Raw genomic sequence first — 13,157 nt, 5'->3', positions numbered from 1 at the left:
CGGCTCCTACTAGTGCGCGACGGCGGCAGCGCCGTGCTCGTCGACGAGAGCGCCGGTGGTGAAGCGCTCGAGGGTGAACGGCTCGTTGAACGGATGCGGCTTGTCGTGCGCGATCGTGTGCGCGAAACAGTCGCCGACACCGGGCGTCGCCTTGAAACCACCGGTTCCCCAGCCGCAGTTCAGATACAACCCACCAACAGGGGTCAGACCGACGATCGGCGAGGCGTCGGGGCTGACGTCGACGATGCCCGCCCACGTCCGCAGCAGGTGCGCCCTGGCGAAGACCGGGAACAGCTCCAGCGCCGCCGACATCTGCTGCTCGATGATGTGAAACGAACCCCGCTGGCCGTAACCGTTGTAGCTGTCGATCCCGGCGCCCATCACCAGTTCTCCCTTGTGCGCCTGGGAGACGTAGACGTGCACCGCGTTCGACATCACGACGGTCGGATGCACCGGCTCCAGCAACTCGGACACCAGTGCCTGCAACGGATGCGAGGCGAGCGGAAGCCGGATACCGGCCATCTTCGCCAGCACCGAACTGTGTCCGGCGGCGCACAACGCGACCTTGCCGGCGGCGATGCGACCGCGCGAAGTCTGGACCGCGGTGATCCGGCCACCTGCGGTCTCCAGGCCGGTGACCTCGCAGTTCTGGATCAGATCGACACCCATCGCGTGCGCGGCCCGCGCGTAGCCCCACGCCACGTAGTCGTGCTTCGCGATACCCGCACGCGGCTGATAGGTCGCGCCCAGCACCGGGTAGCGCACGTCCGGCGAAACGTTGACGATCGGGCAGATCTCCTTGACCCCGGCGGGATCCACCCACTCCGCGTCGATGCCGTTCAGGCGGTTCGCGTTGACCCGCCGGACGCTGTCCCGCACGTCCTGCAGGCTGTGCGCGAGGTTCAGCACACCGCGCTGGTCGAACAGGATCGGGTAACCGAGGTCCTCCTCCAGGCCCTCCCACAGCTTCAGCGAGTGCTCATAGATGCCGGAGCTCTCGTCCCACAGGTAGTTCGACCGGATGATCGTGGTGTTGCGGGCCATGTTGCCGCCCGCGAGCCAGCCCTTCTCCAGCACCGCGACGTTCGTGATGCCGTGCACCTTCGCGAGGTAGTACGCGGTCGCGAGGCCGTGCCCGCCACCGCCGACGATCACAACGTCGTAGGAAGCCTTCGGTTCCGGGTTCTCCCACAGGAAGTCCGGGTGCTCGGGCAGGTGTGCTCCGGGGGGCTGAGCCGGGCTGGTCATGCGCGACGCCTCCAGCGAAATCATCTGGTCGACTACTGGTATATCAGTCTGCGTAGTACAGTAGGTCACATGAACACTCGGGTCAACGACGAGCCCGCGGCCGCTTCACTCACCGAGCAGGCGTACACCGTCCTGCGCGATCGCCTGGTGATGCTGGAGATCAAGCCCGGCGAGCCCATCAACGAGGAACGGCTGCGCGCCGAGCTCGGCGTCGGCCGCACCCCGATCCGCGAGGCGTTGAAGCGACTCGAGCAGGAACGGCTCGTCGTCGCCTTCGCGCGCCGCGGCACGTTCGCCACCGACGTGAACATCTCCGACCTCGCGCACATCTCCGAGGTCCGCCGGACGCTGGAACCCCTCGCCGCGGCAGCCGCAGCCGAACGCGCCACGACCGAGGACCGGGCCGCGCTGACCGAGCTGCGCTCCCAGCTGGACACGGCGGCGCCATCGGGCGACAACACGGAACTGCTCCGCACCGACGTCGGCGTGCACCGCGCCATCTACCGCTGCGTGCACAACCCGTTCCTCGAGGACACGCTGATCTCCTACGACAACCTGGCCACCCGCATCTGGTGCGTGTTCCTGCCGCGACTGTCCGGAATGGCCGGTCACGTCGACGAACACGTCCCACTGCTGACCGCCATCGTCGAGGGCGACGGCAAGAAGGCGGCCGAGCTCGCCTCCCAGCACGTGATCGGGTTCGAACGCGCCGTTCGCGCCCTGATCTGAGCTCACGGCCGTACCAGCCGGATGACGACGGCCTTGGAGACCGGGGTGTTCGAGCCGTCGGCCACGGATCGCAGCGGTACCAAGGCGTTCGCCTCCGGGTAGTAGGCCGCCGCGCAGCCGCGGGGCGTCGGGAACGCGACCACGCGGAACCCGCGCGCCCACCGCTCCTCGTCGCCGAACTCGGACACGATGTCGACCAGGTCGCCGTCGGCGAACCCCGCGTCCTCGATGTCCTGCCGGTGCACCAGGACCACGCGGCGCGCGTTCTCGATGCCGCGATAACGGTCGGACAGCCCGTAGATCGTGGTGTTGTACTGGTCGTGGCTGCGCAGGGTCTGCAAGAGCAACCTGCCGGGTGGCACCTCGATCAGTTCCACCTCGTTGACCGTGAAGTTCGCCTTGCCGGTCGGCGTGTCGAACTCGCGGCTGTCACGCGGCGGATGCGGCAGCACGAACCCGTCGGGCTCGCGGACCCGGCGGTTGTAGTCGTGGCAGCCGGGCACGACCCGCGCGATGCGGTCACGCACGAGGTCGTAATCCCGCTCGAAGCTCGCCCACGGCACCGCGTGGTCGTTGCCCAGCAACGCCGAACCGAGCCGGCAGACGATCGCGATCTCGGACAACAGGTGCGACGAGGCAGGCCCCAGCCGTCCACGTGACGTGTGCACGACCGACATCGAGTCCTCGACGGTGACGAACTGCTCCCCCGCCTCCTGCACGTCACGTTCGGTGCGGCCCAGCGTCGGCAGGATCAACGCCGTCCGGCCCGCCACCACGTGCGAACGGTTGAGCTTCGTCGACACGTGCACGGTCAAAGCAAGACTGCGAAGAGCACGTTCCGTCGCTTCGGTGTCCGGCGTGGCGGAAGCGAAGTTGCCGCCCACCGCCACGAGAGCCCGGACCTTGCGCTCGTGCATCGCGTGCAGCGCCTCGACGACGTCGAACCCGTGGCGGCGCGGCACCGGCACACCGAACTCCTGCTCCAGCGCAGCCAGGAACGACTCGGGCATCTTCTCCCAGATGCCCATCGTGCGGTCGCCCTGGACGTTGGAGTGGCCGCGCACCGGGCACACGCCGGCGCCCGGCTTGCCGATCATCCCGCGCAGCAACAGCACGTTGACCACCTCGCGGATGGTCGGCACCGCCTGCTTGTGCTGGGTGAGGCCCATCGCCCAGCACGCCACCACGCGCTCGGCGGACGCGATCATGTCCGCGATCCGCTCGATCTGCTCGCGCTCCAGCCCGGTCGCGCGTTCGGTGAGCTCCCAGTCGACGTCCTGCGCGGCGAACTCGGCGAACCCGTGGGTGTACCGCGAGACGAAGTCGTGGTCGACCGCGCCGGCCTTCAGCAGCAACCCCGAGATCGCCTTGAACAGCGCGAGATCACCGCCGAGCCGGATCTGCGCGAACTCGTCGGCCAGTGCGGTGCCGTGGCCGAGCACGCCCCGCACGTTCTGGGGGTTCTTGAACCGCAGCAAACCGGCTTCCGGCAACGGGTTGACCGCGATGATCTTCCCGCCTCGCCGCTTCACCGTCTCCAGCGACGCCAGCATCCGCGGGTGGTTCGTGCCGGGGTTCTGCCCGACCACGAGCACCAGGTCGGCGTTCTCCAGATCCTCCAGCGACACCGAACCCTTGCCGATGCCGATGGTCTCGACGAGTGCCGAGCCGGACGACTCGTGGCACATGTTCGAGCAGTCCGGCAGGTTGTTGGTGCCGAACGAGCGGACCAGCAGCTGGTAGAGGAACGCGGCCTCGTTGCTGGTCCGGCCGGAGGTGTAGAAGGCGGCCGCGTCCGGGCTGGGCAGCGCGTTCAGCTCACGGGCGATGAGGCTGAACGCGTCGTCCCAGCTGATCGGCCGGTAGTGGTCGTCACCGGGCCGGCGGACCATCGGCTCGGTCAGCCTGCCCTGCTGACCGAGCCAGTAGTCGGTCTTCTCCTCCAGCTCGGACAACGAGTGCCGGGCGAAGAACTCGGGGCCGATCCGCCGCGTGGTGGCTTCCTCGGCGACGGCCTTCGCGCCGTTCTCGCAGAACTCCGCCACCTTGCGATGACCCTGCGGATCCGGCCACGCGCAGCCCGGGCAGTCGAACCCGCCATGCTGGTTGAGCAGGGGCAGGGTCCGCACGGAGCGGACCACACCCATCTGCTCCCAGCTGCGGCCGAGCGAGACCAGGACGCCGGTGACCCCGGCCGCCGGCCGGCCGGGCTCACCCACCTCCAGGTCGTTCTCGTCGATGTCCTGCTCGGGAGCGCGTCGCGCCATCAGGCCTTCTCCTCCAGCACCACGGGATCCACGACCTTGCCGTTGCCGTTGCCGACGGCCTTGGCAGGAATCGGCGCCAGCTGCAGGCAGAAGTCGCCGTCGTACTCCTCGTTGCCCACGAGCACGGCCTGCTCGACGATCTCGGCGCTCTGCTCGTTGCGCAGGACCATCGGGTCACTGCGCAGGTCCTTGGCCAGGGCCACGCACAGCACGACCATGATCAGCGCGAACGGTGCGGCGGCGATGATCGTGAGGTTCTGCAGGCCGGTCAGCGCGGTCGCGCCGCCACCGCCGACCAGCAGCATCACCGCGGCCACGCCACCGGTCGCCACGCCCCAGAACACCACCAGGCCACGACGCGGTTCGATGGCGCCGCGCTGCGACAGCGTGCCCATGACCAGTGAGGCGGCGTCGGCGCCGGAGACGAAGAAGATCGCCACGAGGACCATCACCACCACGCCGGCGACCGCGGCCAGCGGGAACTGGTCGAGTACGCCGAACAGCTGCCCCTCCGGGCTCCCCGCGCCGGCCAGATCGGTTCCGGTGCGCTGCAACGTGATCGCGGTACCGCCCATGATCGTGAACCAGATCAGGCTGACCACCGACGGAACCAGGATCACACCGCTGACGAACTGCTTGATCGTCCGGCCGCGGCTGATCCGCGCGATGAACATCCCGACGAACGGCGTCCACGAGATCCACCAGGCCCAGTAGAAGATCGTCCACGACGACAGCCAGCTCTCCATGGCCTCGCCGCCGGACGCGCCGGAGCGGGAGATCATCTCGCCCATCTCGCGGAAGTAGTCACCGATGGCCGCCGGCACCAGGTTGAGGATCAGCACCGTCGGCCCGACGACGAACACGAAGACCGCCAGCACGGTCGCGAGGACCATGTTGATGTTGGACAACCACTGGATGCCCTTGGCCACACCGGAGACGGCCGAGGCGACGAACGCGACGGTCAGCACGGCGATGATGCCGATGAGCACGCCGACACCGGGGTTCTCGGCCACGAAGCCGCCCGCCTTCAACCCGCTGCCGATCTGCAGCGCGCCGAGGCCGAGCGACGCGGCGGAGCCGAAGAGGGTCGCGAAGATCGCCAGGATGTCGATCAGCCGGCCGAGCGGGCCCTCGGAGACGCGGTCACCGAACAGCGGGGCGAACGCGGCGCTGATCAGCTGCCTGCGCCCGCGGCGGAACGTGCCGTAGGCGATCGCCAGGCCGACGACGGCGTAGATCGACCACGGGTGGATCGCCCAGTGGAACAACGAGGTCGCCATCGCGGTCTCGACCGCGGCGTCCGACCCACCCGGCACCGTGCCGGGCGGTGGCTTCACGAAGTGGGACAGAGGTTCCGCGACGCCGTAGAACATCAGCCCGATGCCCATGCCGGCGCTGAACATCATCGCGACCCACGAGATCGTCCGGAACTCCGGCCGTTCCCCGTCCTGACCGAGCGGGATCTTGCCGTAACGGCTGAAAGCCAGCCACAACGCGAAGATCACGAAACCGGTGGCCGCGGTGAGGAACGCCCAGCCGGCGTTCGTGATCAGCCAGCCGAGCACCGCGGAGGAAACGCTGCCGAGACTTTCGGTGCCGAGCACACCCCAGGCCAGGAACGCCCCGGCAACGGCCGCGGACACGACGAACACGACGCGGTCGGTGCCCGTCTTCCTGGTGGGATGGGTTGTCGGTTCGGGTTTGGCGGGCATAGCGGTTACCACCTCTTCGTTGATGTGGTCTGCTGGTCGTGCCCCCTGGTCGTGCCGGTCGCCAGAGCGTCCTGCACCCACTGATGAAACTCTCCGATGTGGTGCTCGGAGGGAACGAGGACGCCACCATTGGCGTAGGCCCGCGACGACATCGCGGGCTGGCACCGTTCACACGCGTCGAAGTCCTGCTCGTTGACGCGGTGGAAGAGCTCCACGGACCGAGAGACGTCCTTGCCGGACGCCACGACGTCCTTGGCGTAGAGCCAGTCGCACTCGACGATCGTGCGGTCGGCGGCCATCGGGAACATCCGATGCACGATCACGTGGTCGGGCACCAGGTTGATGAACACCTGCGGGCGCACCGTGATCGCGTAGTACCGGCGGTCCTGCTCGGAGTCCACTCCATCAAGCCGGTCGAAGCCCTCGCCGCCGTCGATGGTGAAGCCCTTGATCTCCTCGCCGAACACCGCGCCGTGCCCGACGTAGTACTGCGCCGCGTACCCGTCCGCGAACTCCGGCAGGACCTCCGTGAGCTCGGGGTGGATGGTCGCGCAGTGGTAGCACTCCATGAAGTTCTCGATGATGAGCTTCCAGTTGGCCTTGACGTCGTAGGTGATCCGGCGGCCCAGCTCCAGTTCGCTGACCTGGTAGTTGCCGATCGCGTCGAGGTTGCCGAGCCGTTCCTGGACGTCGTGCTGAACGGTCTGTTCGAACGGCGGCGGCTCCGCGGCGAGACAGATCCACGCGTAGCCGAGCCACTCGCGCAGGTGAACGGTCTTCAGGCCATACTCGGTGCGGTCGATGTCCGGCATCGAGGTGAGGTTCGGGGCGGCGACCAGCTTGCCGTCGAGCCCGTAGGTCCAGGCGTGGTACGGACACTGGAAGTTGCGCTTGACCGTGCCGGTCTCCTCGACGCACAGCTTGGCGCCGCGGTGCCGGCAGATGTTGAGGAACGCGCGCAGGGAACCGTCCCGCGAGCGGGTCACGAGCACGCTCTCGCGTCCGATCTGGACAGTTCTGAAGTTGCCCGGCTGCGGCAGGTCCGCGGCCCGGACAGCGCAGAACCACATCCGCTCGAAGATCCTCTCCTGCTCGAGCTCGAAGATCGTGGGATCGGTGTAGGTGTTGCCTGGCAGGGTGGGGATCAGGCTGGACGGGAGTTCGGTCGCGGTCATGGTCACTCCGTGGTGATGAGAAAGTGTCAGAGGAGGGCGCCGGTGGCCAGGTCGGCCAGCGCGTCGCCGGCCTGTGCCGCGTTCGCGGAGCCGTAGCCGATCAACACCTGCGGTAGCCGCGGATGCGGTCCGAGCAGCACCTGGTCCGCGTGCTCCCCGAGGTTCGCCAGCAGCGTTCGCGAGTCCGGTCCGGCGCAGATGACGAGCATCGGCGCGGCGTGGGTACTCGTCCACGTCAGGACGCGGGCGCCTGTGCCGGACTGCTCGCCGTACCAGTCGATCACCGTTTCCTCGAAGCGCAGGTCGGCGCCGGCGAGGAAGGCCTCGTCCGCGCTGGGAAGCTCGCCGTGTGACCGGCTGTCCAGCCCCAGAACCCGTAGTCCGCGCAAGGCGAGCCGGTGAGCGGCGGCCCCACCGGTCTGCCCGAGTCCGATCACGATCACGTCGTGCGTCATGAGCGGATCCGGGTCATCTTGGGGTCGAACAGCGGTTCCGCCGCGACGACCGCCTGGACTCGCTCGCCGAAGTACTCGATCTCTACCGGCGTTCCCTCCACGGCGACCTCGGCGGGCAACCAGGCGTAGGCGATGTTCTTGCCGATCGAGTAGCCGCGCGCCGCGCTGGTGACGTATCCGACCGGCGCCCCGCCCGCGAACACCGGTTCGGAGCCCATGACCACCTGGTGGTCGTCATCGATGGTCAGACAGGTCAGCTTGCGCTCGGCCGTTTCCTCGGACCGGCCCTCCAAAGCCTGGCGGCCGCGGAAGTAGCCCTTGTTCATGCGGACCGCGAAACCGAGGCCCGCCTCGAACGGGTCGTGCTCGGCGTTCACGTCCGTGCCCCACGAGCGGTAGCCCTTCTCCAGCCGCATGCTGGTGAACGCGCTGCGCCCGGCTGCGATGACACCATGCTCCTGCCCGGCCTCCCAGAGCGTGTCCCACAGGCGGCGGCCCATGTCCGCGGTGGTGTAGAGCTCCCAGCCCAGCTCGCCGACGTAGGACAGGCGCATCGCGGTGACCGGCACATCACCGATGTACGCTTCCTTCGCCTTGAAGTAGCCCATGGCCTCGTGGGAGAAGTCCGCTCGCGTCAACGGTTGCAGCAGGTTTCGCGCTTCCGGTCCCCACAGGCCGATGCAGCAGGTACCCGGCGTGATGTCGGCGATGTGCACGCCGCCGTTCGGGGGCAGGTGCCGGCGCAGCCAGTCGAGGTCGAGCGGGCCGTTCGCGCCGACCTGGAAGCGGTCCTCGCCGAGCCGGGCGATCGTGAGGTCGCTGCGCACTCCCCCGTCCTCGTTGAGCAGCAACGTGTAGACCACCGCGCCCGGTTTGCGGTCGAGCTGGTTGGTGGTCATGGTCTGCAGGAACGTCAGCGCTTCCGGGCCGCTGACCTCCAGCCGCTTCAGCGCCGTCATGTCGAACATCGCGACCCGCTTACGTGCGACGAGGGCCTCGGCGCCCGCGATCGGCGACCAGAACCGGGACGCCCACTCGTTGCGTTCGGGGATCTCCGCGACCTCGGGCAGTGCGGCGTTGGCCTCGTACCAGTGCGGCCGCTCCCAGCCCGACGCCTCCAGGAACACCGCACCGAGCTCGACCTGCCGCTCGTAGAACGGGCTCGTCCGCAACGGCCGTGGCCGCTCGGCCGGCTGCAGCGGGTGCAGGATGTCGTAGACCTCGACGAAGCTCTGGCAGCTGCGCTCGTGCACGTAACCGGGCGAGCGCTGGACGGCTTCGAACCGGTTGAGGTCACACCCGTGCAGGTCGATCGTCGGCTGTCCGTCCACCAGCCACTCCGCCATCGCCTTGGCCACACCGGCGGAGTGCGTGATCCACACCGCTTCGGCCACCCAGAACCCGTTCAGGCCGGGGTGTTCGCCGAGCAGCGGGTTGCCGTCGGGGGTGAAGGAGAACAGGCCGTTGACGCCTTCCTCGACCTTCGAGTCGGCCAGCACCGGCAGCAGGTCGACGGCGGCGTCCCAGGAGGTCTCGAAGTCCTCCGGGGTGAACGCGATTTCGGACGGCATGGTCGGCGCGACGTCGAAGTCGAGGATGTCGTCCGCCGAGATCGGCATCGGCCGGTGCCCGTACGCGCCGATGCCGATGCGGTCGACGTGCTCGCGGAAGTACAGGTCCGCGTCCTGGTGTCGCAGCAACGGCTTCGACATCTCGCCGAGCTCGCTGTTGACACCCTTGAGCACTGGCAACGGGGTGGTCTTCGCGTACTGGTGGGCCATCGGGACCAGCGGGATGTCGAGGTCGACCATCCGCCCGATCCGCGGGCCCCACATGCCGACGCACGACACCACGACGTCAGCGGCGAAGGTGTCGTGCTCGGTGACGACGGCGCGCACGCGGCGGCCGGTGCGTTCGATGCCGGTGACCTTGTGGTGTGCCAGGAACTTCGCGCCCCGCTCCATCGCACGTCTGGCCTGTGCCTCGGCTGCTCGAAGCGGCTTGGCGAGACCGTCACTCGGGATGTGGAACCCGCCGAGGATCTGCTCCGGGTCGAGCAACGGGTGCAGCTCGGCGCACTCCCCCGCATCACGCAGGAAGCTCTCGACACCCCACGACGTGGCCCAGCCGTGCCTGCGCTGGAGGTCCGTCCACCGCTCCGGGGTCGTCGCCACCTCCAGGCCGCCGAGCTGCTGGAAGCACCACTTCCCGTCGAGCGTCAGCGCCGTGTACTTCTCCACCGTGTACTTGGCGAACGAGGTCATCGTCCTGCACCCGGTGGTCTGGAAGACCAGGCCCGGCGCGTGCGAGCTCGACCCGCCCGTCGCGAACAGCGGTCCCTGTTCGAGCACGGTGACGTCGGTCCACCCGCGCGCGGTCAGCTCGTCGGCCAGCGCGCACCCGACGATGCCCGCTCCGATGAGCACAACGCGTGGCTGCGTTGCCATGAAAGTTCTCCTGCCGTCTGTGGTGGGGCTGCGCCTGATGTTCCTGGCAGTCAGTGGCCGCGCTTGATCCAGTCGTCGAGCTGGGGTGCCTCGGCGCCGATGGTCGTGGTGGGGCCGTGTCCGGTGTGGACGACCGTGTCCGGTGGCAGCGTGAGCAGTCGTTCGCGGATCGAGGTGATGATCGTCGGGAAGTGCGAGTACGACCGGCCGGTCGCTCCCGGTCCGCCCGCGAACAGGGTGTCCCCGGTGAAGACCGCGCCGAGATCCTGTGTGTACAAGGAGATCGAGCCGTAGGTGTGGCCCGGTGTGCTGAGCACCTCGAAAGTCGTGCCCGCCGCCTCGAGAACGGCTCGGTCGACCAGCCAGAGGTCCGGCTCGCGGTCCGGGTACACGACCGTCCACAGTGCCCTGTCGTCCGAGTGGATCAGGATCGGGGCACCGACCTTGTCCGCGATCTGGGCGACGGCGTTGATGTGGTCGTCGTGGCCGTGGGTGCAGACGAGCGCGGCCACGGTGCGGCCACCGATGGCCTCGAGGACGGCTTCCGCGTCGTGGGCGGGATCGATGACGAGCACCTCGGAGTCGTCACCGATCAGCCAGACGTTGTTGTCGACGTCCCAGGTGCCGCCGTCCAGGCTGAACGTCCCGGACGTGACCACGTGCTCGATTCGCGCGCTCACAGGACCACCACCGAGCGCAGCACGCGGCCGTGGTGCATGTCCTCGAACGCCTTCTCGACGTCCTCCAGGCCGATCGTCTCCGTGACGAACGCGCCGAGGTCCAGGCGTCCCTGGAGGTAGAGGTCGATGAGCATCGGGAAGTCGCGGCTGGGCAGGCAGTCGCCGTACCAGGAGGACTTCACGGCGCCGCCGCGGGAGAACACGTCGATCAACGGCAGGTCGAACGTCATGTCCGGGGTCGGCACGCCCACCAGCACGGCGGTTCCGGCGTGGTCGCGCGCGTAGAAGGCCTGACGGAACGTCTCCGGGCGACCCACCGCGTCAATCACGACGTCGGCGCCGTTGCCGCCGGTCAGCTCCCGGATGGCCGCCACGACGTCCTGGTTACGGGCATCGATGGTGTGGGTGGCCCCGAACCGTTGCGCCCATTCGAGTTTCGTGTGGTCGAGGTCGACGGCGATGATCTTGCTCGCTCCTGCCAGCCGCGCGCCCGCGATGGCCGCGTCACCGACACCACCACAACCGAGCACCGCCACGCTGTCGCCCCGGCTTACCCCGCCGGTGTTGATCGCGGCACCGATGCCCGCCATGACCCCGCAGCCGAGCAGGCCCGCGACCTCCGCCGGCGCCTCCGGATTCACCTTCGTGCACTGTCCACTGTGTACGAGCGTCTTCTCCGCGAAGGCGCCGATGCCGAGTGCCGGCGACAACGGGGTGCCGTCCGCCAACGTCATGGGCTGAGTGGCGTTGTGGGTGTTGAAGCAGTACTGCGGCCGTCCCCGCAGGCACGACCGGCAGGAGCCGCACACCGCGCGCCAGTTCAGGATCACGAAGTCGCCGGGTTCGAGGTCGGTCACGCCGTCGCCGACGGCCTCGACGACGCCCGCGGCCTCGTGCCCGAGCAGGAACGGGAACTCGTCGTTGATCCCGCCCTCCCGGTAGTGCAGGTCGGTGTGGCAGACCCCGCAGGCCCGCACCTTCACCAGCGCCTCGCCGGGACCGGGATCCGGCACCAGGATGGTCTCGACCGAGACCTTGGCTCCTCGCCCCGCCGCCACGACGCCGTTCACCGCATGTGCCACTGAATCTCTCCTGACTCGTCAGAGGTGGGGGTAGAGGGGGTGGTTCTTCGCCAGCAACTCGACGCGGGCGGCCAGATCCGCCTCGACGGTCTCGTCGAAGGACGGCGCGAGCGCGGCGGCGATGATGTCGGCGACCTCGGTGAAGCTCTCGGCGGTGAAGCCGCGGGTGGCCAGCGCCGGGGTGCCGATGCGCAGGCCTGAGGTGACCATCGGCGGGCGGGGGTCGAACGGCACCGCGTTGCGGTTGACCGTGATGCCGATGCGGTGCAGCCGGTCCTCGGCCTGCTTGCCGTCCAGCTCGGAGCCGACCAGGTCGACGAGCACCAGGTGCACGTCGGTGCCGCCGGAGAGCACCTTCACCCCGGCTTCGGCGCAGTCGGGCCGCGCAAGCCGTTGTGCGAGAAGGCTCGCGCCCTCCAGCACCCGCTGCTGGCGTTCGCGGAACTCCTCGCTCGCCGCGACCTTGAACGCCACCGCCTTGGCCGCGATGACGTGCTGCAGCGGCCCGCCCTGCTGGCCGGGGAACACTGTGGAGTCGACCTTCTTGGCCAGCTCCTTCGTGCACAGGATCACCCCACCCCTGGGACCGCCCAGCGTTTTGTGCGTGGTGGTGGTGACCAGGTCGGCGTACGGCACCGGGCTGGGATGCAGGCCCGCCGCGACCAAGCCGGCGAAGTGCGCCATGTCCACCATCAGCTTGGCGCCCACCTCGTCGGCGATCCGGCGGAACTCGGCGAAGTCCAGCTGCCGCGGGTAGGCCGACCAGCCCGCGATGATCAGCTTCGGCTGGCTCTCCCGCGCCAGCCGTTCGACCTCGGCCATGTCCACCCGGCCGGACTCGCGATCGACGTGGTAGGCAACGACGTTGTACAGCCGGCCGGAGAAGTTGATCCGCATGCCGTGGGTCAGATGACCGCCGTGCGCCAGGTCCAGCCCCATGATCGTGTCGCCGGGCTGGAGCACCGCCGCCATCGCCGCGGCGTTGGCCTGCGCGCCCGAGTGCGGTTGCACGTTCGCGTGCTCGGCGCCGAAGAGTGCCTTCACCCGTTCGATCGCCAGCGCCTCGACCACGTCGACGTGCTCGCAGCCGCCGTAGTACCGGCGTCCGGGATAGCCCTCGGCGTACTTGTTCGTCAGCACGGAGCCCTGCGCCTGCAGCACTCCCACGGGCGCGAAGTTCTCAGAAGCGATCATCTCCAGCGTCGACTGCTGGCGGTGCAGCTCGGCACCGATCGCGGCGGCGACCTCGGGGTCGAGCTCCTCGAGGTCCTGGTCCAGAACAGAGGTGGATGCGGAGAGTGACAACGGGCCGACCCTTCCGAGCTTGTTCCGTAATACGCAACGTTGTTCGCATTGTGCAAC

10 protein-coding genes are annotated in these 13,157 nt (G+C 68.6%); 1 reads left to right on the top strand and 9 read right to left on the bottom strand.

Translation table 11 applies throughout. The annotated features are described in order from the left end of the window. Positions 1–9: 9 nt before the first annotated feature. Positions 10–1,248: a sarcosine oxidase subunit beta family protein gene (locus BLR21_RS01605; protein ID WP_090003828.1), complete on the bottom strand. Its 1,239-nt coding sequence runs from the start codon at positions 1,246–1,248 to the stop codon at positions 10–12. Positions 1,249–1,317: 69 nt separating this feature from the next. Here BLR21_RS01605 and BLR21_RS01600 point away from each other — a divergent pair, with 69 nt between their 5' ends. After that, entirely contained in the window at positions 1,318–1,977 is a 660-nt protein-coding gene (locus tag BLR21_RS01600; protein WP_090003827.1) for a GntR family transcriptional regulator, read from the top strand. A gap of 2 nt (positions 1,978–1,979) precedes the next feature. On the opposite strand, the gene BLR21_RS01595 is transcribed toward BLR21_RS01600, so the two are convergent. Genes BLR21_RS01595 through glyA form a run of 8 tightly spaced genes read right to left on the bottom strand, consistent with a single transcriptional unit; the run spans position 1,980 to position 13,100 of the window. Continuing rightward, positions 1,980–4,244, bottom strand: a complete 2,265-nt coding sequence (locus BLR21_RS01595) for an FdhF/YdeP family oxidoreductase (protein WP_090003826.1) — start codon at positions 4,242–4,244, stop codon at positions 1,980–1,982. Then, complete coding sequence (locus BLR21_RS01590) at positions 4,244–5,956, bottom strand: BCCT family transporter (protein WP_090003825.1); 1,713 nt, start codon at positions 5,954–5,956, stop codon at positions 4,244–4,246. The genes BLR21_RS01595 and BLR21_RS01590 overlap by 1 nt, the downstream gene beginning before the upstream one ends. 5 nt (positions 5,957–5,961) lie before the next feature. Then, positions 5,962–7,131: an aromatic ring-hydroxylating oxygenase subunit alpha gene (locus tag BLR21_RS01585; protein ID WP_090004438.1), complete on the bottom strand. Its 1,170-nt coding sequence runs from the start codon at positions 7,129–7,131 to the stop codon at positions 5,962–5,964. Between the two features lie 26 nt (positions 7,132–7,157). Next, positions 7,158–7,586, bottom strand: a complete 429-nt coding sequence (locus BLR21_RS44350) for a hypothetical protein (protein WP_090003824.1) — start codon at positions 7,584–7,586, stop codon at positions 7,158–7,160. Next, positions 7,583–10,033 carry a GcvT family protein gene (locus tag BLR21_RS01575; protein ID WP_090003823.1) on the bottom strand — a complete coding sequence of 817 codons (2,451 nt, stop codon included), beginning with the start codon at positions 10,031–10,033 and terminating at the stop codon, positions 7,583–7,585. Before BLR21_RS01575 ends, BLR21_RS44350 begins: the two co-directional genes overlap by 4 nt. A 50-nt stretch (positions 10,034–10,083) precedes the next feature. Continuing rightward, positions 10,084–10,713: an MBL fold metallo-hydrolase gene (locus BLR21_RS01570; protein ID WP_090003822.1), complete on the bottom strand. Its 630-nt coding sequence runs from the start codon at positions 10,711–10,713 to the stop codon at positions 10,084–10,086. Continuing rightward, positions 10,710–11,795, bottom strand: coding sequence for an S-(hydroxymethyl)mycothiol dehydrogenase (locus BLR21_RS01565; protein WP_090003821.1), 1,086 nt, complete (start codon positions 11,793–11,795; stop codon positions 10,710–10,712). The genes BLR21_RS01570 and BLR21_RS01565 overlap by 4 nt, the downstream gene beginning before the upstream one ends. A gap of 18 nt (positions 11,796–11,813) precedes the next feature. Beyond that, the gene (gene glyA, locus BLR21_RS01560; protein WP_276526487.1) at positions 11,814–13,100 is read right to left on the bottom strand and encodes a serine hydroxymethyltransferase; all 1,287 of its coding nucleotides are present in this window, start codon (positions 13,098–13,100) and stop codon (positions 11,814–11,816) included. Positions 13,101–13,157 lie beyond the last annotated feature (57 nt).

This window comes from Lentzea albidocapillata subsp. violacea, from assembly GCF_900100275.1.
GTDB lineage: Bacteria > Actinomycetota > Actinomycetes > Mycobacteriales > Pseudonocardiaceae > Lentzea > Lentzea violacea.
This window is presented reverse-complemented; position numbering and strand designations above follow the sequence as displayed.

What these genes read in the sequence shown, in the direction of transcription:
- BLR21_RS01605 (WP_090003828.1), bottom strand. Translation starts at nt 1,248, where the DNA reads ATGACCAGCCCGGCTCAGCCCCCCGGAGCACACCTGCCCGAGCACCCG.
- BLR21_RS01600 (WP_090003827.1), top strand. Translation starts at nt 1,318, where the DNA reads ATGAACACTCGGGTCAACGACGAGCCCGCGGCCGCTTCACTCACCGAG.
- BLR21_RS01595 (WP_090003826.1), bottom strand. Translation starts at nt 4,244, where the DNA reads ATGGCGCGACGCGCTCCCGAGCAGGACATCGACGAGAACGACCTGGAG.
- BLR21_RS01590 (WP_090003825.1), bottom strand. Translation starts at nt 5,956, where the DNA reads ATGCCCGCCAAACCCGAACCGACAACCCATCCCACCAGGAAGACGGGC.
- BLR21_RS01585 (WP_090004438.1), bottom strand. Translation starts at nt 7,131, where the DNA reads ATGACCGCGACCGAACTCCCGTCCAGCCTGATCCCCACCCTGCCAGGC.
- BLR21_RS44350 (WP_090003824.1), bottom strand. Translation starts at nt 7,586, where the DNA reads ATGACGCACGACGTGATCGTGATCGGACTCGGGCAGACCGGTGGGGCC.
- BLR21_RS01575 (WP_090003823.1), bottom strand. Translation starts at nt 10,033, where the DNA reads ATGGCAACGCAGCCACGCGTTGTGCTCATCGGAGCGGGCATCGTCGGG.